Below are 18,914 nucleotides of genomic sequence, written 5' to 3'. Positions count from 1 at the left end.
ATGTTTTGCCTCTTGCCATACTTCCTATAACACAATAAGCATCATATGGTTAACAAAAAGGCGCCTTTTATCTAAAAAAATGTATAAAAAGCTGAAGCCGTCCCAAATTACTTTTGAGACGGCTTCTTTTAATATTAATAATTGCGGATTACACCAAGGTCATAAGGAATATTGCCATATTCCCCATAGTTACCATTTACTACTCCCTGGATCAGCAGTTGGCAACGGTCAATGTTATCTATCTCCATTTTCTCATCTATGCCGGAACGTAAAGCCTCAATATGAGAAACCTGGTCTGTCCAGACCTCAGACAGAAAACTCAGGTTATCCCTCGAGGCCCATTTCTCGGCAACTTTTGTCCAGGTCCCGCCCAGGCTGCTGGCTGTCCATAACTCCTGGTACCGGTTGATGTCCTCTACAATCATGTAATATTTTCCATCTGCTTTGTTCCTGTAAACATGAGGCGCTTCAAAAGTGCTGGTGGCAACCACCGCAGGAGCTTCCCAGCTGTAAGGGAAGTTGGCTACGGTTGTTCTCCGCCTTTTAATGGTACGTGAACCATCCTGGGCAGAATAAAAACAATACACATAAGTACCGTCAGATATACACCAGAAGTCTATTCCATCGTTAAATCCCATGCTTCTTACAGGCGTCCATAAGGAAGGATTACCTACATCTGTCGATGTTGAGAATGAGGCTCCCTGCCCGCTCTGGTAGATCAGGAACCATTTGCCTTTTACCGGGAACCAGAAGACCTGCGGTGCACAGAAATAGGACCCTGCATTTAAGGCGCTCATGAAGGTGCGGTTGGCCGTTTTCAGGTTGGCAATGGAAGTAGCAGAGGCGTACCCCATGCGCCAGAGGCCACCGGTACCTTTGTCACGACCGGTATAAAAAAGATGGTATTTGCCGCCTGAGTAGATGATAGAAGGATCTTTTACCGCCAGGTCATCAAATGCTCCTGCCGGCCCATCCAGGAAGCACCTGGCTTCTGCATACCATCTTGGAGTCGGGTTTGCATCAGCAGTCACAACAGCGCTTAATTCTGTGGTGACAGACAATGAATCTTCCACCTGCTTTTTTGCACAGCAGGTGAATAGTGCTAGCAGTATAACCGCTACACTTACGTATTTTAACTGTTGCATAGCTTTATGATCAGGGGTTTGACACTAATGTTGTTATGCTGGATGCGGGCAGGTTAATACCAAAGCTGCCATTTGAGACACTCAAGGTACTTGATGTCAGGTTTGATGAGCTTGTAGTTACATAGCGATTGAAACCTGTAACTGTTACTCCGCTGATAGTAAATGGCTGATAGGTTATTTCAGCGTTTGTATTAATAGCAACAATGACAATTTTTGACCCGCTCTTATAAGCTGTGGTGTATACACCAGTGGTTGGATTGGCCGGACAGGCTATTTTGGTATACCCCGGGCGAATATATCTTGCAAAATGGGTCATAACATAGCCCAGTTTGGTGATATTACTGTTTTCATCTATTGGTCCGTAAAACCGGCGTATATACCACCACACGTACGCCGCCCATCCGGCATTCATACAATCGTGGATCTCTTTGGCGGCTGCCATGGCATTATTCCAGTCATTGCCACTGATAGAAGAATTGGTATAATGTTCCGTCATCCATACTGATTTACCAATGTTGCCTAAGTTATAGGGCGTTTTACCATAAATATGTCCGCTTACAAATAGTGTCTTTGATTTTGCGGTGGCATTGCCCAGGTATGTGTTTATGAAAGTCTGGTCCATATTAAATGGCTCCGGCGCCATTATGGGAGCGCCGCAATTATCGCCCTGGGCAGCTACAAAATTGGCGATCTCCGCCGCTGTGGCATGCATCCATCCTGAGGCGGAATAATTGGGTTCATTCCAGGGAGAGAGGGCATATACGCCGCCTACTGCTGTTGTATAAGCTTTCAGGTGAGCGGCATAATTTGCCCATGAAGATGATTTCAGGTAAAGTCCGTCCATCATCGACGCCGGGGCGTTCCAGGCGGTAGCAATTACTGTGGCACCATAACTTTTGGCTGCATCGATAGTAGGTTTTTCAGCTGCAAACTGGCTGCTGCTGGTGGGGACCATTACCCGCAGGATGCTCAGGCCAATTCCACTGGTAGTGGAAAAAGCTTTGGTCCTCTGATCAGTTGTCAGGTCACCTATCCATAAAGGAATACTCATACCGCCAAACCCCCGGATAGTTTGTTGTACGGTAGCAGCATCAATTGTAGCTGTTGCCAGTATGGCTGCTTCGGAGGAAGCATCGCCTCTCTGACCATTTGGGGTAATTTCTTCTGAAGCCTGGTCTTTGGAGCAGGAAGAAACAATTAAGCTAAGGGAAAGGCATGACATTCCCAGTGCCCTGAGAAGGAGGTTTGTTTTCATAGTTAATTTGTTTTCTGTTATTGTTTGATTTTGAGGTGATAATTTCACACGTGGAAATAACGCGACAGCGAATGTAATACGACTTTCAGGGGAACTGTGGTTGATTTCTCTAAAAAAATAGCACAAATGTTTAAAATGAACGAACATTCGTTTATATTTGCATCCAATTATGAGAAGTAAAGACGAAAATAAAGAGTTGGTTATACGCGAAAAAGCGATTGAGATGATTGTAAATGAAGGCTTTGATGGCTTAAGTATGCAAAAACTCGCAAAAGAAGCTAATATTTCGGCCTCAACAATCTATATATATTTCCAGAGCAGGGAAGACCTTCTGAATAAGCTTTTTATAGAGGTGCAGGAGAAGTTTGAAAAAGATGCGCTGAAAAATTTTGATCCTAAAATGGATTTTGAAAGCGGATTATGGCTGCAATGGAAGAACCGTTACAATAATATCAGTAAAAATCCACTGGAGTTTCAGTTCCATGAGCAGTTCCGTAATTCTCCGCTTATCAGGCATAAGGACATTAAACCTACTGCTTTCAAAGAATTAATGAATGAATTTGTACGGAACGCTGTTAAAAAAGGAGAATTGGTGAATATTCCCATTGTGCATTACTGGGCTATTGCTTTCGGGCCTTTCTATACCCTTGTAAAGTTTCACGTTGAGCAGGCCTCTATGGCGGGAACGCCCTTTACATTAAAAGAACAATCATTGAAACAAACCTTCAATCTTGTTATGAAGGCATTGAGACCTTAAAAATTTTTTCTCATTAAAACGAACGAACATTCGTTTATTAAACCAATATAACTATGACTATTAATCACCTGAATTTAATTGTTACTGATGTAACCCGTAATGTCAATTTCTTTGAAACCTATTTCAATTTTAAATGTGAAGCTGTAAAAGGAGATAATGTGCTTGCAGTTTTAAAGAACACCGGAGACTTTACGCTTGTTCTAATGAAGGGAGAAGAGGCTTCCTACCCTAAAGACTTCCATATCGGGTTTATGGTTGACAGTGAGGAAGAAGTGGAAGCCATTCATAAAAAATTGCTGGACGGACAGATCAATATTACCAGGGCTCCTGGAAAAATAAGGAACAGTTTTGGATTTTATTTTTATTTTGACAACCTGTTTATTGAGGTTGGGCATTATTTAAATTAAAAATATGGTACAGCAATTTGAGAAAACCCTTATCATAAACGCTTCTCCCAGTACCGTATGGAACGCATTAACAGATCCCCATCTGCTCAGACAGTGGATGGGGGACCCTGAAATGAAGATAGAGGTCATTACCGACTGGAAAGCAGGAGGTCCTATTGTCATAAAAGGTTTTCACCATGTGGTATTTGAGAATAAGGGCACAGTCCTGCAATTTATACCCAATCATCTCCTTAAATACGATTATTTAAGTTCGTTGTCACGATTGCCGGACACACCGGAGAATCGTACTATCCTTGAATTTATACTGACTCCTGCTGTTGATCAGACAACTCTTTCACTGACCATCAGCAATTTTCCTACTGACTCAATATTTAAACATATAAATCTTTACTGGCGGTCAACAATAGAAATACTGAAAAAATTTATTGAGCGATAAATATGCTGACCGGCCGGGTATGTTATTTTCATCGCAGTTTGTTGTTAAATTACAACCATGAAAATAAAAGCAATTATCACCGGAGCAACAGGCATGGTTGGTGAAGGCGTTCTGCTTGAATGCCTGGGCCATCCTGATGTAGAACAGGTACTTGTTATCAACAGGAAGGCCGGCGGCATCTCTCATCCTAAACTCCGGGAGATCATTCATACGGACTTTTTCAACCTCTCTCTTATTGAACAACAACTAATGGGGTATAACGCCTGCTTTTTCTGCCTTGGCATCTCCTCTGTTGGCGTGAGCAAGGAAGAATATAAACACATTACCTACGATCTTACCATGCATGTGGGGCAGTTGCTGGCAGGTCTGAACCCTGAAATGACGTTCTGCTATATTACCGGGGCAGGTACAGACAGCAGCGAGCAGGGAAAAATGGCCTGGGCCCGGGTAAAAGGAGCTACGGAAAATGCCCTGATGCGGTTGTTCAGAAACGCCTATATGTTCCGTCCTGGTTTTATGAAAGCCAGTCCCGGGCAGAAAAACATCAAAAGTTATTATAAATACTTTGCCTGGCTTTACCCTGTTGGCAGGCTAGTTTATCCTGCCGGCTTCTGTACACTAAAAGAAGTGGGGCAGGCTATGATCAATGCTGCCGTTAAGGGATATCCCAAAAAGGTGCTTGAAGTGAAAGACATTGTTGATCTGGCTAAAGCCTGATACAGGATGCGCTGCCGGTCAGGCAGCGTCCTGTAGTAAAATTTTCCCTCCTGTGCAAGTTTCCCTACAGCTACCATCCCTTTAAAAGAATAACTGATTTATTAATTAACTCATTCATAAAACATTGTAAATATGTAACAATGTGAAAATATTGTATCTTTCAGACTATTGTTAAAAACCCTGGCGGGCCCAGTTAACAAATGAGACCTAAAATTGTAATTAGGTGTATGTATCGTACATAGCCTGTTGCACTTATTAAAATATCTTACAATTGCTTAAAACCGGCAAATGGAGTCCAGTAAAGAACAAGCAGAAAAACCACTGATATCGAAAGGGATTGATGGCTTTTTCAGAGACATTTATTACATATTCAGGTTCATCAGCAGGTTTTTCAAAGAGGTTTTACGGCCCCCTGTAGAGGTGAAAGAATTTATACGCCAGTGTTACCTGGTTGGATATAAGTCATTGGCGCTGATCACTATGACCGGTTTTATTACCGGTCTTGTTTTCACGAAACAATCCAGGCCTTCCCTGGCGGAATTTGGTGCTACTTCCTGGCTGCCCTCCCTTATTGCAATTGCTGTGATCAGGGCGCTTGCACCGTTGGTAACAGCACTTATCTGTGCTGGTAAAGTAGGTTCCAGCATAGGTGCAGAACTGGCTTCCATGCGGGTAACCGAACAGATAGACGCTATGGAAGTATCTGCTATCAATCCCTTCAAGTACCTGGTAGTGACCAGGATCATGGCTACGACAGTATGTATTCCCGTACTGGTTGGTTATACCGGTCTTGTAGGGTTAATGGGGTCTTTTATAGATGTACACATGAACGAGCAGACAACGCTCACCACTTTCTTCCAGGAAGCCTTTAAGAATATTACATTCCTGGATTTCATTACTACCGGCGTCAAAGCTGTTGTATTCGGCTTTACTATTGGTGTAGTAAGTTGTTACCAGGGTTATCATGCTACCCAGGGTACCCAGGGTGTGGGTAAAGCGGCTAACATTTCTGTAGTAATATCCATGTTCCTGATATTTATTGAAGAGATCATTATTGTTCAAATATCTAATTCCATCCGTTAGACATGAAATCATTTACACCGGAAATAAATATGAACGAGAAGGTGATCGATATCCGGGACCTCTACAAGTCTTTCGGCTCCAATCATGTACTGCGTGGGATCGCTATAGATGTACATAAGGGAGAGAATGTTGTCGTACTTGGCCGTTCAGGCACCGGAAAGTCTGTATTGATCAAGATCATTGCAGGCCTGTTAACACCAGATTCCGGCTATGTCAACGTACTGGGTAGAGAAGTAGATAAACTGGATACACAAGGCTTACGGGAACTACGCCTTAAAATAGGCTTCTGCTTTCAGCATGGTGCACTATACGATAGTATGACCGTAGGCGAGAACCTGGCATTCCCTCTGAAACGGAATACCCCACATATTAAAAACGAGCAGGTGAAACGAATGGTGAATGTAGTGCTGGAAGCCGTTGGATTGGCGCAGACCATCAACCAGATGCCATCTGAGCTTTCCGGTGGACAACGCAAACGTATAGGCATTGCCCGTACGCTTATTCTCCGTCCCGATGTTATGTTGTATGATGAGCCTACCGCAGGTCTGGACCCTATTACCTGCACTGAGATCAACAACCTTATCAACGAAGTACAACGCCGTTTCAATACCAGCTCCATCATCATTACGCATGATCTTGCCTGTGCAAAAGCAGTGGGCGACAAGATAGTAGTAATGAAAGAAGGACAGTTTGTTAAACAGGGCAACTTTAATGAAGTGTTCAGCACAGAAGACGATCTGATCAAAGAATTTTATGATTACAACTTTATACAGTAAGATATGAAAGAAACAAGCAACAGGCGCTCAGTCATAGTCGGCATTTTTATCTTTATCGGATTGCTGATAGTACTTGTTGGCGTACTCGCACTGGGAGGACAAAAGAAGGCATTTGTGAAAGCCATCCAGGTAACAGCCATCTTTTCCAATGTCAGCGGTGTACAGGCAGGGAATATCGTCTGGTATTCCGGCGTAAAGGTAGGCTCTGTGAAAAAGATCACCTTCCTGACTCATGACAGCATAGAAGTGCTGATGAATATTGAAAAAAGCTCCGCGCCGTTCATACGGAAAGATGTGGTTGCAAAGATCGGTTCTGACGGCCTGGTAGGGAACAAGATCATTGCCCTCTCCGGCGGTACAGATAAGGCCCGCCCTATTCAGGATGGCGATCACCTGGGAGTATCTGTGGCCCTTAGCCCTGACGATATTATGAACACCCTGCAGGAAAACAATAAACAGTTACTGGGCATCACCAGCAATCTTCAGACAGTGAGTAAAAAGATAGTGGAAGGAGAAGGTACTCTTGGTAAACTGTTAACAGACGAGTCACTGTATAACAGCCTGGCGCTTACCGCTGCCGCCCTGCAGAAATCGGCCAGCAACACAGAAAAGCTGACGCAGGGGCTGGCAGATTATGCTCATAGTCTGCGCCGTGAAGGTTCACTTACCAACAGCCTTATTACGGATACCGTTGTATTCAGCAACCTGCGCACTGCGGTAGCCCAGATGAAAGAAGTGGCGGGTAATGCAAATGCTGTTGTGGAAAACCTGAAAAGCACCAGCCAGAGCCTGAACAGCAACCTGCAAAGTGCTTCTTCACCAGTAGGCGTACTGTTAAATGATGACCAGGCGGGAGAAGATCTGAAGCAGACGCTTATGAACCTCAACAAGAGTACCGGCAAACTGGATCAGAATATGGAAGCACTTAAACATAACTTCTTCCTCAGGGGGTATTTCAAACGGCAGGCAAAAAAAGCAGAGAAAGCGAGGAAAGACAGTATTAAGAACGCTAAATAATAAAGCAAGAGGCTGTATTGAATACAGCCTCTTTATATATAGAGCCCTGATAGCGCTATCAGGGCATTTACTTTACACCCTTCCACCATTCTTCAAAGACCTGCTCATTATTATGCAGGTCTACTACCTGCCCTATCATAGGCGTAGCCAGCGGAATATCAGCGATTGCCTTTATCCTGCTCAATGGTTCATCCCAGGGATGATTACTTAATGTGAATTTAGAAGAATGTACAGGTAACAGCCTCTTTGCCTTCAGGTCTTTTGCGGCCTTCAGCACTTCTTCCGGCTGCATGTGAATGTACTTCCATGCCAGATCATACTGACCGTTTTCAAGAATGGCAAGGTCTACAGGACCAAATCTCTTCCCTATCTCTGCAAAATGGGTATCATAACCGCTATCACCTCCTATATAGATCTTCATAGCTGGTGTCTGCAATACATAAGACTGCCATAATGTATTGTTCCGGGCAAAGCTCCTTCCGGAAAAATGACGGGTGGGTGCAGTATGTACCATAAATCCGTTTCCCAGGTCCACATCCTGCCACCAGTCCGTCTCTATGATCATATCAGCTGAATAGCCCCACCTTTCCAGGTGAGCCCCTACTCCCAGCCCACAGATCACTTTACCTACCTTTCCTTTCAGCGCCAGTATGGTCTTATAATCCAGGTGATCGTAATGGTCGTGCGATATGAACAGGTAATCTATTGGCGGGAAGTCGTTAACAGCGTAAATATCGGCACCTTTGAAAGCCCTGGTACCTCCGGGCAGGGGCGAAGCGCTGCCGGAAAATACAGGGTCTGCCAGGAAGCGTTTCCCTCCTGCCTGTATAAAGTAGGACGAATGGCCAAACCAGATCAGTACGTCCTGTTCGGGTGTAAGGGCCAGCAAATCAGTCTTTACAGATGGCAGTGAATCTACCGGGCGTAAACGGACCCTCTTTTTGAACATAAAATCATACAAAACGCCGCCCATACTATACCCTTCTGAGAGCTGCGGCGTGTTGTGAACATTCCGGAACTGCCCGTCTTTATAATGAGGTGATCGTTTTATCAACTCTAATCTTTTTCCTGACGGCTTTTCCCCGAATAAAGGATGTCTCATATATATTAATACTGTGATTATCAATAACACAAGTATAACCAGTGTTACTTTCAGGCATTTAACAATTATCCTGATTAATTTCTTCATACCAGTTTATTGACGAACCAGATGCCCGGATATTTTAACAAAACAAAAAAATATTTCGCTTGCTGTTCTAACGTGCATAATTTAATTTTGCACAATACAATTTTAAGCAATGAATCTTCTGAAGCTGGAAAATCAATTATGTTTCCCTTTATATGCCCTTTCCAGGCAGATCACCAACATCTACCGGCCGTTGCTGGAAGAGATAGATCTTACATATCCGCAATACCTGGTAATGATGGTGCTCTGGGAACATAAAAGATTGTCAGTAAAAGATATAGGCCATCATCTCTGGTTAGACAGCGGGACGCTGACGCCCCTGCTGAAGCGGCTTGAACAGAAAAAGCTCATTACAAGGGAAAGAGACCCGCAGGATGAGCGGCTTGTCCAGGTAGAGATCACGCCTGAGGGTATTTCCCTGAGGGAACAGGCAGAGAAGATCCCGCTGGAGCTTATCAATACCCTTCCCATTACAAAAACAGAAGGTAAACAACTGGTAAAACAACTCTCCGCCATTCTGAAAGGTTTATCAGCAGCATCATGATCAAAAGCAAAAATTCAGATATATGGAAACAATTTATACGGCGCAAGCTATAGCAACAGGAGGCCGGAACGGGCATGTAAAATCTTTTGATGGAGCACTGGACGCAGATGTAAGGGTGCCTAAGGAAATGGGAGGCCCTGCAGGGAGCTATCTGAACCCGGAAACGATGTTTGCTGCGGGATATGCAGCCTGTTTTGACAGTGCACTGAATCATGTAGCAAGACTGGAAAAAGTACAGACAGGTACTACAGCAGTAACAGCTTCAGTGAGTATCGGTAAACTGGATAATGGCGGTTATGGCCTTGCAGTTACACTGGAAGTGGAGATACCAGAGCTGGATAAGGTACAGGCTGAGGCATTGGTTAACAAAGCTCACCAGGTATGTCCTTATTCTAATGCCACAAGGGGTAACATTGACGTCAAACTGGTGATCAAATAAATAACAAGGCCGCATCAGATTGATGCGGCCTCTTTCACTTAAATCGATTCTTCATAGACATTCCCAAACCTGTCTGTCGCTTTCACCGTGATCTTCGTTGCCTGGGCAGATGGTTTTGCAAAGAACATATGGTCATTTAATGTTGGCTCTACAAACTTATGTTTCTTAGGCAACTGTGGCCCTAAATATAGTTCCACTGCCCATGGGTCATAAGCTGTCCGTTGTTCCATCGGACCTTTCAATATACCATCCTCATACCATTCTACTTTCCATTTGCTATCCCAGTTCCATACGTTTACCGCAATCTCTTCAGGAGATTCCGCCACTTTACCTTTGGGATAGATCCTCAGCTGTTTATCTTTATCTAAACCAGTAGATTTATAATACCATTTGATCTCAGCGCCGTCTACTTCATACACCCCATAACCACCTGGTGTACCATCCCCACAGATAGGCCCTGTCCACCATGCGCCGCAAACCGTGCCATGATTATGTTCCATGATGCCATCCTTTTCCCAGTTATCATTGAAATGGGTATGGCCGCTCATGATATGCACCTTGTAAGGAGCCAGCATTTTATATAGTTGCTCCCTGTTAACCACAGCGCCACCACCTATTTCTTCCTTAGCCCTGCGTGCAGTACCGGTGTAGGTAGGAATATGCAGGCTCAATACAATAGTAGAACCGGGTTTTACCAGCGCCAGGTCCTGTTCCAGCCATTGTAGCTGGTTTTCTGTGATGTAGCCTATATACTTTTTGGCTGCGCCAACAAAAAACACATCATCCAATGTGATATAGTGTATCTCTCCCCTGTTAAAGGAATAATAGGTAGGACCGAACTGCTGTTTGAAAGTTCTGGCAGATCCGTCATCAGTGCGGGCGTCAGTATCCATATCGTGATTGCCTATCACATTATAGAAAGGAATACCTGATAACTCAACTGCCTTTTTGTAATCTTCAAACAATTCAAAGTGGTCCCATACCAGGTCTCCGCAGCCAATGCCATGTATCAGCGTATCCTTGGGATAGGACTTTATCACCGCCTGCAAGTCAGGAACGGACTGGCTCAGCAGCAATTCACAGTCCTGTTTTGACCTCATCTGTGTATCGGCCCATACCACAAAGTTATGTTTGCGGTCATCCACCTTCAGCTTTTCCAGGTTGAAATCATGTTTGAATGAGCTGCTGTCTTTGGGAATAGCCTTGTAGAATTCTGTTATCCCCTTGTGCTCAGGGAAAGCATATCCTGCCGGTACACTGATATACACAAACTCTGCAGTACCATTGCTAAGCAATTCATACTGCCCATTCCTGTCTGTTTGCGTGATGTTAATACCATCGGTCACGGCTACACCCGCTATTCCTTTTCCCTGGCTCTGTACTTTTCCTTTCAGGGTAACACCGGAAAGGTCTATTCTTGTTTTTCTGAATAATGGCCTGGCGTTCAGGATAGCCCCAGGTACTGTCAGCAATGATCCTGTCAGACCAATGTTCCTCAAAAATTTTCTTCTGTTAAGCATAGCTGTTTATTGTAGTATTGTTGCGCCTTCTCCTTCTATTTCGCTAAGCGCAGATTCTTTGGTAAGTAATACGTTGTTCTGGCTTCTGGCCTTCATCCATTTTCCCAGGGAGGCATTATATTTACCGCCCAGCATGTTAAAGTATCCCAGGTCTGCAGTATTGTATACAAAGCTGAGGGTATTGATACCGCTTCTGTAATATTGCTGGTCTTCCAGTGTAATAGGATTCTTTACATCGTAGAAGTCTGTATTGGTGATACGGTAGCCTTTTTCCGGCGGACCAGCAGTATACAAACTACCACCGGTAGCAATAAAGATCACGTCTACAGGTTTGGAATTGACAGCTACTACCGAGTCTTTAAATACGGCTATACCAGAGGCATTACCGCTGTTGGCAAACAAACCGCCTGTTTTGGTGCCGAATCCGTCTCCGTCAGAAGTAGTATAGTTAAAGGCCCTGATCCAGTTTGAAGAGGCCATGCTGGTAGAGCTGCTTCCGTTTATCATTTTACCGGCGCCACCTACATAGAAGAAAGTGCCTTTCGCTGCTTTACCCTGGTAGAGATTGAATTTATAGGTACGCATACCGCCGGTAGCCCAACCTTGTGCAGGAAATCCTGTAGGAGTGGACGCATTGGCGTTGTTGGTCACTACTACTGCATAAGGGGTAGCAGCAAAGTCAATATCTGTGGTAGCCAACAGCTGTATATATTCATAGTTACCATCGCCACCTTTTACATCACTCATAAATCCGGTGATAAGTACAGGTGCAATCTCTATAACAGCGCTCAGCTCTACTACGTCTTTGGATGTGCGTACCCGTAACTGAGGGATCAGTTGCCCTTCTTTACCGATGGAGTTAAAAACAATGCCATAGTAATTAGCACTTACAGAAAGCGGTTGTTGTGCAAAGGCAGCAGTGGCTTCTGTATGTAAGGTAAGATCTCCAAACCCGTCATTGAGGTTCTTATCGCCTGCCAGTACATCTCCCGCTACGGGCAACGGGTTAAATCCCCCTTTCACGACCACAGACAATGTACTTTCATATGCTTCCGGATCAGACAGTATAAGATTGGTGGCTACGCGGTTAATAGGAATAGGATTACCTGAAGATACTTTGGTAATACGATCTGTAGTGATACCGACAAGCTCCAGCAAACCGTTCACCCTGTTCAGTTTTGCGCCTTCCACATTGATGATCACAGAATCTCCCGGCACAAAATCATTCGCAGCATCTCCCAGCGGAACAGCAATACCCCTGAGCTGCGATAAACGGCGGCTGTCCTGTACAATCAACAGACCAGCAGGCAGGTTACCGCCTGAATGATCGGATACCACCATGGCAGCAATGCTGTGAGAACCATCCATGTTACCTGTAGTAAGGGTCACTTCGCTTCCTTTATACAGGGCTCTGATATCAAAAATGGCTATGTAAGGACTTATTTGTGCACCGGGATAATTATCCTTCTTACATCCCCAGAATACGAGTAATGCCGGTAAAAAGACTGAATATATTATGAGCTTTTTCATTTCAGAATTTTTCATGTTTAACTTTTACGGTTTCTGCCACCATACCTGTGTGGAGATCACATCAGGGCCCTGGTTGTTTACTGCAATCCTGTAATTGGTAGGATTGGTGGATTGTACATATACCGGGTAAGTCATTCTTGCAGGCATTACCCCGTTATTTCTTAAGCCTGAGCCATGAGGCAGTGACGGGTGACCGGTACGCCTGTATTCAAACCATTGCTGCAGGTCTACCAGGAACAGGGCATAGTATTTCTGCAGATGTATCCTTTCCATCTTCTCTTCCAGCGTAGCGCTTTCTATCCACTGGATATCGGCAGCGGTCAGGTAAGTGGTGATAGGCACAGACCAGGCAGGTAGCCAGAGGGTGATACTGTTCAATGCACCATCGTTATAGAAAGTTTCAGCAGAACCATTGATCCATCCCTTTGCAGCAGCTTCTGCCAGGATAAATTTCACTTCAGCATAGTTCATGATCATACCGGCCAAAGGCTCTGTCTGCAGGGAAGTAGTAGAGGTATTGGAATAGAAATAGGCCTTTTTAACAGGATTCTCTCCGGGAGAATAACCACTTGGAATACCTTCGAACCTGCCAGAGTATGGAGCTATACCCCACCTGTTGATATTGTTTGTTCCATAGGTTGGAATGTCAATCCGGGGATCATTCCAGTCAGAAAGATTATCAATAAAGAAACTGCCAAGACCGGGAGATCTGAAGTCCTGTTCCCTGACGTTGCTCGAATAAGGCGATGTATAAGGTCCGGAACCAGTCCACCTTAAGATGGCAGATTCATCGTTACTTGCAATGACAGGATAAGAAGATGCTTTCAGATCAACGATCTCCTTGATCTTCGCTATACAGCTATCAGCTACTTCCGCTTTCCCGGAAAGCCTGAGCAGCAGTCTTAAATACAGAGAGTTACCGAATTTACGCCAACGAGCCACGTTGCCATAGTAAACAGGATCGCTGGAGGCATTGATACCAGTGCCGGTGCTTAGCAACGTATTTGCCTCTTCCAGTTTTTTAAAGATATCCATATAGATATCTTTCTGTGCATCAAAAGCGGGTTCATAGATACCGCTGTCTTTAGCAAGGTTAGACTGGAAATAAGGTACATCTCCGTAGGTGTCTGTCAGCATGGAATAGATCCAGGACTGACAGATCAGTGAGATTCCCATGTATGATGGATTATATGTCAGTTCCTGGCTGGCAGCCTTGTAGATGTCCTTGAAGTTGGTCAGCTCGGAATACCATCCGTTGTAGAGATAATCTGCCCAGGTAGCGCGATAGTCATACCTGAACACCTTTCCTTCTGCATCACTCATATCTACTGTTATCTGCATCAGTTCATTATTGAAGTTGCGGTTACGCAGCATGTTGTAGGTCATGGTGCTTACCAGTGCCGGCGCCAGCAATTGCTGTGGCAGAGCGGTAGGCGTTCCGTTGGGATCAGTATTGGTTTCCTTGAAATCCTTTGTGCAGGAAGAGAACAGCATACTGCACAGGAGGGCAATACCGGTTATTCTATATATGATCTGTTTCATTATCTGAAAATTAAAGTCCGATTACCAGGTTAAATCCGAAAGTACGGGTAGATGGGAACTGTCCTACCTCAAAGCCCCGTATGATGTCTGTTCCGGTCAGCGTACCAAACTCAGGATCAAACATTGGCCATTTTGACCAGATGAACAGGTCGCGGCCATATACCCCTACGGTAGCACGTTGCAGGCCCAGTCTTTTGGTCATGGCAGGATTGAGGGTATAGTCCAGGCGGGCTTCCCTGAATTTGATAAAGTCTGTGCTGAAAATGCTGCCTTCTGCATTGTCAGCACCGTAGTGTGAACGGTAATATTCATCAATATCAGTAGCTATTACATCATTCTTCCTGTATTTACCATCTCCTTCTGCCACCACACCATTACCAATGATACCGCTGTAGCGGCCTGGTAAGGTCTTGGCCAGTTTTCCCTGTTCAGCCATTTTGTAGTGAGTGAGTGAGTGTGCTATACCGCCGTACTGGGCATCGAATAACAGGTGCAGGTTAAATTGTTTGTACTGGAAGTCATTACTAAATCCCAGCTTCCATTTGGGAATAGTATTACCGAGAAATTTAACGTCTTCTGTGAGCAGGGCAAAACCGGTCTTGGAATCATAGATCACCTGGCCGTCAGGGGCGCGCTGGTATCCTCTTCCATACAGATCACCCATACTGCCGCCTACTTTCGCTACTACCTGTCCGCCTCCTACATAACCTGTTTGCAACACAACAGAGCTGTCTGCCAGTCTTTCTATCCTGTTGCTATTAGTAGAGAATACGATGTTGGTATTCCATTTAAGGCCTTTCTTAATTTCGACCGGAGTTGCATTGATGGCCAGTTCCAGTCCTTTGTTGCTCACTTCACCGGCATTGATCAGCACCTGTGTATAACCGGAAGCGCGGTCTACTATACGTCTTAAGTGCTGGTCTTTTGTATTGCCCCTGTAAATAGCCAGGTCAAAGCCCAGGCGGTTATTGAACATTTTCACGTTAGCACCTGTCTCATATGTGATAGTCCTCAGCGGCTTCAGATCAGGATTGGCTAATAGTCCGGGGTTTTCAAGTCCGCCCTGGTACAGGCTACCTGCAGTTACATAGTTATATGCTGTGAGATAAGAGGTAGTACCCCCGCTACCTACACTGGATGCAGAGAATCTCAGCTTGGCGTAGCTGAATGCTTTAGGCAGCTCAAATACTTCTGAAGCAATGAAGCTCAGGTTAAGTGAAGGATAAAAGAAACCGGCATTGGTAGTACGTTCAGGAGTGGCAAGTGTGCTTGTCCAGTCCTGGCGGGCAGTCATATCTGCAAAAAGAAATTCTTTATAGCTGGCGGCAAGAATACCATAGAAACTGTTGATAGCATACCTGCTGCGGAAAGGCATGGTTACCAGCGGACCAGCAGCGTTGGCCAGGGTATAGATACCAGGGAAGGTCAGGGAGTCTGCACGGGTCTCATCTCTGTTATACCTGTTCCTTAAAGCGCTTCCACCTGCTGTTACAGAAAATTCAAAATCAGGCGATACCTGTTTGGCGTACTTCAGCAGGAAATCGCTGCTGGCTTCCATAGCAAAGATGTTCTGCGTACGGTAGCTGCCTTTAGGGAACTTCGCACCAGCATCATAAGGTCGTTTCTGTGCACGCTGTTCGTATGAGAAGTCTATAGAGGTCCTTACCATCAGGCTTAATTCCTTTGTAAAGTTGTAGGTAGCCTGGATATTACCTGTAATACCGTTGCGGTTAGATTCGTTGATAAACTGATAAGCTACTGCATAAGGGTTTTCGGGATAAGAGCTGTAAGGATATTTAATAGCCTGATTTTCTCTTCCCTTTACCCAGTAATCCCTTAACCAGTCCAGGTTAGCATTGGGTTGCCAGAAAATGTACCAGTACATGAGCGACTGGTTACCATATCCTGAACCAGGCAGGTTATCGCTAGACTTATTAGTATAGTTTACTTTGGAGGATATCTGCAGTTTATCTGTCACCTTTGAATTAACAGACATGGATACGGTGTTGCGCTTGTATCCGGTATTGGGAATGATCCACTTGTTAGATACGTTGGTGAATGAGAAACGTGCGCTGGTCTTATCAGTACCACCATCTATGCTGATGCTGTTATTGAAGGTCTGGCCGGTCTGGAAGAACTTCTGTATCTGGTTGCGGTAAGGCACCCAGGGTGTTCTTTCTGTTCCCCTTGTTTGTGTAACAGGATCATACTGATAGAACATTTGTCCGTCAAACTTAGGCCCGTATGCAGAACTGGTACCGCTGGTGCTGGCGCCATCAGGAGAAGTGCCGTATGAATAATAATCTGCACCGTCGAGGCCCTGTCCATATGTATATTGCAGATCAGGCCAGCGATTCACCTGTTCCAGGGATGTGTTGGAATTCCAGGTAACGCCCAGGCCTTTTTTTCTTGATCTGCCGGATTTTGTTGTGATGATCACGGCGCCATTAGCGCCACGCTGTCCGTAAAGGGCAGATGCACCGGGACCTTTGAGTATAGTAACTGATTCAATATCTTCAGGGTTGATATCATTCAGACCACTGCCATAGTCGGCCGGCATATTATCACTGCTTGTGCCATAGGCCGATTCTCCATCAATACCGTTACGGCGGCCACTACTCTGATTTATCACCACACCGTCCACTACTATCAGCGCTTCATTGTCGCCGTTCAGGTTATTCTCTCCACGAAGAATGATCTTGTTGGAACCGGTAGGACCCGCATTTGACCTCACCAGGCTCAGGCCAGCCACTTTACCGGATAAAGCGTCTGTCCAGTTGGCAGACATTGCTTCTGTCAGGTCTTCTCCTTTAACAACGGTAGTGGCATATCCCAATGCTTTTTCTTTACGTTGAATACCCAGTGGGGTAGTTATCACCACTTCGTTCAGCGCCTTCATATCTGTTAACAGCTGTACGTCCAGGTTCTGTGTTTCTCTTACCGGTATTTCCCTGATGCTGTATCCCACAAAAGAGAAAACCAGCGAACTACCTGCCGGCACTGTAATCATATAATTACCGCTCATATTGGTGATAGTGCCTTTGGTGCCGTTCTTTGAGCGTACGTTCACTCCTATCAGGGCTTCTCCTTTTTCGTCTGTCACCTTACCACGGATAACGATATCTTCCGGTATAGCTCTTACCACAAATGAATTACCGCTGCGAATAGCTTCGTACCCGGTTCCCCGTAATGCAGTTCTCAGTATTTCAGGAACGGTGGCATTCTTCATGTTGAGAGATACCTTTATATTACTGTTCACATTATCTCCACTATAATTCACGACATACTTTGTGTTCTTCTGGATAAAGATGAACACATTTTTAAGCGGTTGTTTATCCAATGTAATATCCAGTCCTGACTCCGCTGTCTGCGCATATACGGATGGCCTGAACGCCCAGAAAAGGAATAGCAGTAATAGTGCTGCCAGCCTTGCCATACCCTTCAGTTGCGGGTAGCAGATTCCGAGCGGGCCTCCCCGCTTTTTTGTACATTTGTTCATTCATTTAAAAATTTAGCTCGTACTGAATTTGGGCACCCTGTTCCCGCAGGGTGCTTTTTTTATTGTATAATAATATGGTTATCAGTGATCGTATAACTGATGTTACTCATTAGTTTCAATTGCTGCATGACAGACTGAATACTGTTGTTCCTGAATGTAGCTGTAAACCTGTGTTTCAATAGTTCCGGATCTTTTACTTCAAATTGTATGGCATATTTATGCTGTAAGACCTGTAATACTTCCTGTAAGCCGGCATCCTGGAAGATACACTCTCCTCTTATCCAGGCTGCAACATTGCTGATGTCTGTTTCCTCTTTTATAATTGTCCCTTTATCCTTATCTAATATTGACCCTGTGCCGGCAATAAGCTCCAATGATGTTCCGGCGGTAACTGCTATCCTGCCACTGTTTACAAATACTGAAGCCTTTTTCTCATTGTTATAATCCCTGATGGAAAAAGATGTTCCCAGTACCTGTACTTTCAGTTGCTGTGTGTTTACAATAAACGGATGTTCTGCATCCTGTGCTATTTCAAAATATGCTTCCCCTTCTTTTAGGTAAACAATACGTTCGCTTCCTTCAAATTCTTCCGGAAATGATAATTCACTGCCACCATTAACAGTAATACGTGTTCCATCGGGGAGTAATAGTGTACCATGATTGCCGTCCGGTACACGCATGGTATGGTAACGTTTGGCCACCTGCACGTTTTTTTTATTGCCGGCTATAAAGCCATTCTTCCATAAAAAGAACAGGCTGCCTGAAACCAGGATAAACATGGCGGCATACTGGCTTATCTTCTTCCATTGAGAGAGTACTGTGCGCTTACCGGAATAACCTGTTGCCGTCCTTACGCGTTCCATTGCGGCTGTTACTTCATCTTCCGGCAATTCAAATTTTCCTTGTTGTAAATAATCATCTACAGGAAACAGTTCCAGGCGTTCTTCCTCAGTTAAAGCGGCCAATGCCTGTTGCAAGTCTTCTTTTTCTGAAGGAGTCAGCTTACCTGCTGCAAAATCATCCAGTTGTTTCCTGATACCCTGTAGATCCATTTAGGTGAT

At 44.7% G+C, this 18,914-nt stretch carries 17 protein-coding genes; 9 read left to right on the top strand and 8 right to left on the bottom strand.

The annotated features are described in order from the left end of the window. Positions 1 to 134: 134 nt before the first annotated feature. Positions 135 to 1,145 carry a non-reducing end alpha-L-arabinofuranosidase family hydrolase gene (locus GO493_RS16755; RefSeq protein ID WP_157307357.1) on the bottom strand — a complete coding sequence of 337 codons (1,011 nt, stop codon included), beginning with the start codon at positions 1,143 to 1,145 and terminating at the stop codon, positions 135 to 137. A gap of 10 nt (positions 1,146 to 1,155) precedes the next feature. Next, on the bottom strand, positions 1,156 to 2,400 hold the full coding sequence (locus GO493_RS16750; protein WP_157307356.1) for a glycoside hydrolase: 1,245 nt from the start codon (positions 2,398 to 2,400) through the stop codon (positions 1,156 to 1,158). A gap of 169 nt (positions 2,401 to 2,569) precedes the next feature. On the opposite strand from GO493_RS16750, the gene GO493_RS16745 reads away from it, so the two are divergent. The 7 genes from GO493_RS16745 to GO493_RS16715 all read left to right on the top strand — a co-directional run bounded on the left by GO493_RS16745 (position 2,570) and on the right by GO493_RS16715 (position 7,593). After that, positions 2,570 to 3,157 carry a TetR/AcrR family transcriptional regulator gene (locus GO493_RS16745; RefSeq protein WP_157307355.1) on the top strand — a complete coding sequence of 196 codons (588 nt, stop codon included), beginning with the start codon at positions 2,570 to 2,572 and terminating at the stop codon, positions 3,155 to 3,157. A gap of 53 nt (positions 3,158 to 3,210) precedes the next feature. Next, entirely contained in the window at positions 3,211 to 3,564 is a 354-nt protein-coding gene (locus GO493_RS16740) for a VOC family protein (protein WP_157307354.1), read from the top strand. Positions 3,565 to 3,568: 4 nt separating this feature from the next. Further along, positions 3,569 to 4,000 carry an SRPBCC family protein gene (locus tag GO493_RS16735; RefSeq protein WP_157307353.1) on the top strand — a complete coding sequence of 144 codons (432 nt, stop codon included), beginning with the start codon at positions 3,569 to 3,571 and terminating at the stop codon, positions 3,998 to 4,000. A gap of 57 nt (positions 4,001 to 4,057) precedes the next feature. After that, positions 4,058 to 4,717, top strand: a complete 660-nt coding sequence (locus tag GO493_RS16730) for a Rossmann-fold NAD(P)-binding domain-containing protein (protein ID WP_157307352.1) — start codon at positions 4,058 to 4,060, stop codon at positions 4,715 to 4,717. A 288-nt stretch (positions 4,718 to 5,005) separates the two neighbouring features. Then, the gene (locus tag GO493_RS16725; RefSeq protein WP_157307351.1) at positions 5,006 to 5,800 is read left to right on the top strand and encodes an MlaE family ABC transporter permease; all 795 of its coding nucleotides are present in this window, start codon (positions 5,006 to 5,008) and stop codon (positions 5,798 to 5,800) included. A 2-nt stretch (positions 5,801 to 5,802) separates the two neighbouring features. Continuing rightward, complete coding sequence (locus GO493_RS16720) at positions 5,803 to 6,576, top strand: ABC transporter ATP-binding protein (protein WP_232538875.1); 774 nt, start codon at positions 5,803 to 5,805, stop codon at positions 6,574 to 6,576. 3 nt (positions 6,577 to 6,579) lie between these two features. Further along, positions 6,580 to 7,593, top strand: coding sequence for an MlaD family protein (locus GO493_RS16715; RefSeq protein ID WP_157307350.1), 1,014 nt, complete (start codon positions 6,580 to 6,582; stop codon positions 7,591 to 7,593). 67 nt (positions 7,594 to 7,660) lie between these two features. On the opposite strand, the gene GO493_RS16710 is transcribed toward GO493_RS16715, so the two are convergent. Beyond that, a complete protein-coding gene (locus GO493_RS16710) occupies positions 7,661 to 8,695 on the bottom strand; it encodes an MBL fold metallo-hydrolase (RefSeq protein ID WP_232538874.1) in 1,035 nt (344 codons plus the stop codon). A 196-nt stretch (positions 8,696 to 8,891) separates the two neighbouring features. On the opposite strand from GO493_RS16710, the gene GO493_RS16705 reads away from it, so the two are divergent. Further along, positions 8,892 to 9,323, top strand: coding sequence for a MarR family winged helix-turn-helix transcriptional regulator (locus tag GO493_RS16705; RefSeq protein ID WP_157307348.1), 432 nt, complete (start codon positions 8,892 to 8,894; stop codon positions 9,321 to 9,323). Between the two features lie 22 nt (positions 9,324 to 9,345). Continuing rightward, on the top strand, positions 9,346 to 9,762 hold the full coding sequence (locus GO493_RS16700) for an organic hydroperoxide resistance protein (RefSeq protein ID WP_157307347.1): 417 nt from the start codon (positions 9,346 to 9,348) through the stop codon (positions 9,760 to 9,762). Positions 9,763 to 9,800: 38 nt separating this feature from the next. Here the strand turns inward: GO493_RS16700 and GO493_RS16695 are convergent, their stop codons facing one another. Genes GO493_RS16695 through GO493_RS16675 form a run of 5 tightly spaced genes read right to left on the bottom strand, consistent with a single transcriptional unit; the run spans position 9,801 to position 18,905 of the window. Next, entirely contained in the window at positions 9,801 to 11,282 is a 1,482-nt protein-coding gene (locus tag GO493_RS16695; RefSeq protein ID WP_157307346.1) for a calcineurin-like phosphoesterase C-terminal domain-containing protein, read from the bottom strand. Between the two features lie 6 nt (positions 11,283 to 11,288). After that, complete coding sequence (locus GO493_RS16690) at positions 11,289 to 12,812, bottom strand: DUF5689 domain-containing protein (protein WP_198315735.1); 1,524 nt, start codon at positions 12,810 to 12,812, stop codon at positions 11,289 to 11,291. A 24-nt stretch (positions 12,813 to 12,836) separates the two neighbouring features. After that, positions 12,837 to 14,354: a SusD/RagB family nutrient-binding outer membrane lipoprotein gene (locus GO493_RS16685; RefSeq protein WP_157307344.1), complete on the bottom strand. Its 1,518-nt coding sequence runs from the start codon at positions 14,352 to 14,354 to the stop codon at positions 12,837 to 12,839. Between the two features lie 10 nt (positions 14,355 to 14,364). After that, positions 14,365 to 17,853, bottom strand: coding sequence for a SusC/RagA family TonB-linked outer membrane protein (locus GO493_RS16680; RefSeq protein WP_157307343.1), 3,489 nt, complete (start codon positions 17,851 to 17,853; stop codon positions 14,365 to 14,367). A gap of 59 nt (positions 17,854 to 17,912) precedes the next feature. After that, the gene (locus GO493_RS16675; protein WP_157307342.1) at positions 17,913 to 18,905 is read right to left on the bottom strand and encodes a FecR family protein; all 993 of its coding nucleotides are present in this window, start codon (positions 18,903 to 18,905) and stop codon (positions 17,913 to 17,915) included. Between the last annotated feature and the right edge of the window lie 9 nt (positions 18,906 to 18,914).

This window comes from Chitinophaga tropicalis (assembly GCF_009758205.1).
GTDB classification, from domain to species: Bacteria; Bacteroidota; Bacteroidia; order Chitinophagales; family Chitinophagaceae; genus Chitinophaga; species Chitinophaga tropicalis.
The sequence above is the reverse complement of the archived record's forward strand: the minus strand, read 5'-3'. Positions and strand labels throughout refer to the sequence as shown.

Bases quoted from the DNA above. Each gene is read 5' to 3' on its own strand.
- GO493_RS16755 (WP_157307357.1), bottom strand. From the start codon at position 1,145: ATGCAACAGTTAAAATACGTAAGTGTAGCGGTTATACTGCTAGCACTA.
- GO493_RS16750 (WP_157307356.1), bottom strand. From the start codon at position 2,400: ATGAAAACAAACCTCCTTCTCAGGGCACTGGGAATGTCATGCCTTTCC.
- GO493_RS16745 (WP_157307355.1), top strand. From the start codon at position 2,570: ATGAGAAGTAAAGACGAAAATAAAGAGTTGGTTATACGCGAAAAAGCG.
- GO493_RS16740 (WP_157307354.1), top strand. From the start codon at position 3,211: ATGACTATTAATCACCTGAATTTAATTGTTACTGATGTAACCCGTAAT.
- GO493_RS16735 (WP_157307353.1), top strand. From the start codon at position 3,569: ATGGTACAGCAATTTGAGAAAACCCTTATCATAAACGCTTCTCCCAGT.
- GO493_RS16730 (WP_157307352.1), top strand. From the start codon at position 4,058: ATGAAAATAAAAGCAATTATCACCGGAGCAACAGGCATGGTTGGTGAA.
- GO493_RS16725 (WP_157307351.1), top strand. From the start codon at position 5,006: ATGGAGTCCAGTAAAGAACAAGCAGAAAAACCACTGATATCGAAAGGG.
- GO493_RS16720 (WP_232538875.1), top strand. From the start codon at position 5,803: ATGAAATCATTTACACCGGAAATAAATATGAACGAGAAGGTGATCGAT.
- GO493_RS16715 (WP_157307350.1), top strand. From the start codon at position 6,580: ATGAAAGAAACAAGCAACAGGCGCTCAGTCATAGTCGGCATTTTTATC.
- GO493_RS16710 (WP_232538874.1), bottom strand. From the start codon at position 8,695: ATGAGACATCCTTTATTCGGGGAAAAGCCGTCAGGAAAAAGATTAGAG.
- GO493_RS16705 (WP_157307348.1), top strand. From the start codon at position 8,892: ATGAATCTTCTGAAGCTGGAAAATCAATTATGTTTCCCTTTATATGCC.
- GO493_RS16700 (WP_157307347.1), top strand. From the start codon at position 9,346: ATGGAAACAATTTATACGGCGCAAGCTATAGCAACAGGAGGCCGGAAC.
- GO493_RS16695 (WP_157307346.1), bottom strand. From the start codon at position 11,282: ATGCTTAACAGAAGAAAATTTTTGAGGAACATTGGTCTGACAGGATCA.
- GO493_RS16690 (WP_198315735.1), bottom strand. From the start codon at position 12,812: ATGAAAAAGCTCATAATATATTCAGTCTTTTTACCGGCATTACTCGTA.
- GO493_RS16685 (WP_157307344.1), bottom strand. From the start codon at position 14,354: ATGAAACAGATCATATATAGAATAACCGGTATTGCCCTCCTGTGCAGT.
- GO493_RS16680 (WP_157307343.1), bottom strand. From the start codon at position 17,853: ATGAACAAATGTACAAAAAAGCGGGGAGGCCCGCTCGGAATCTGCTAC.
- GO493_RS16675 (WP_157307342.1), bottom strand. From the start codon at position 18,905: ATGGATCTACAGGGTATCAGGAAACAACTGGATGATTTTGCAGCAGGT.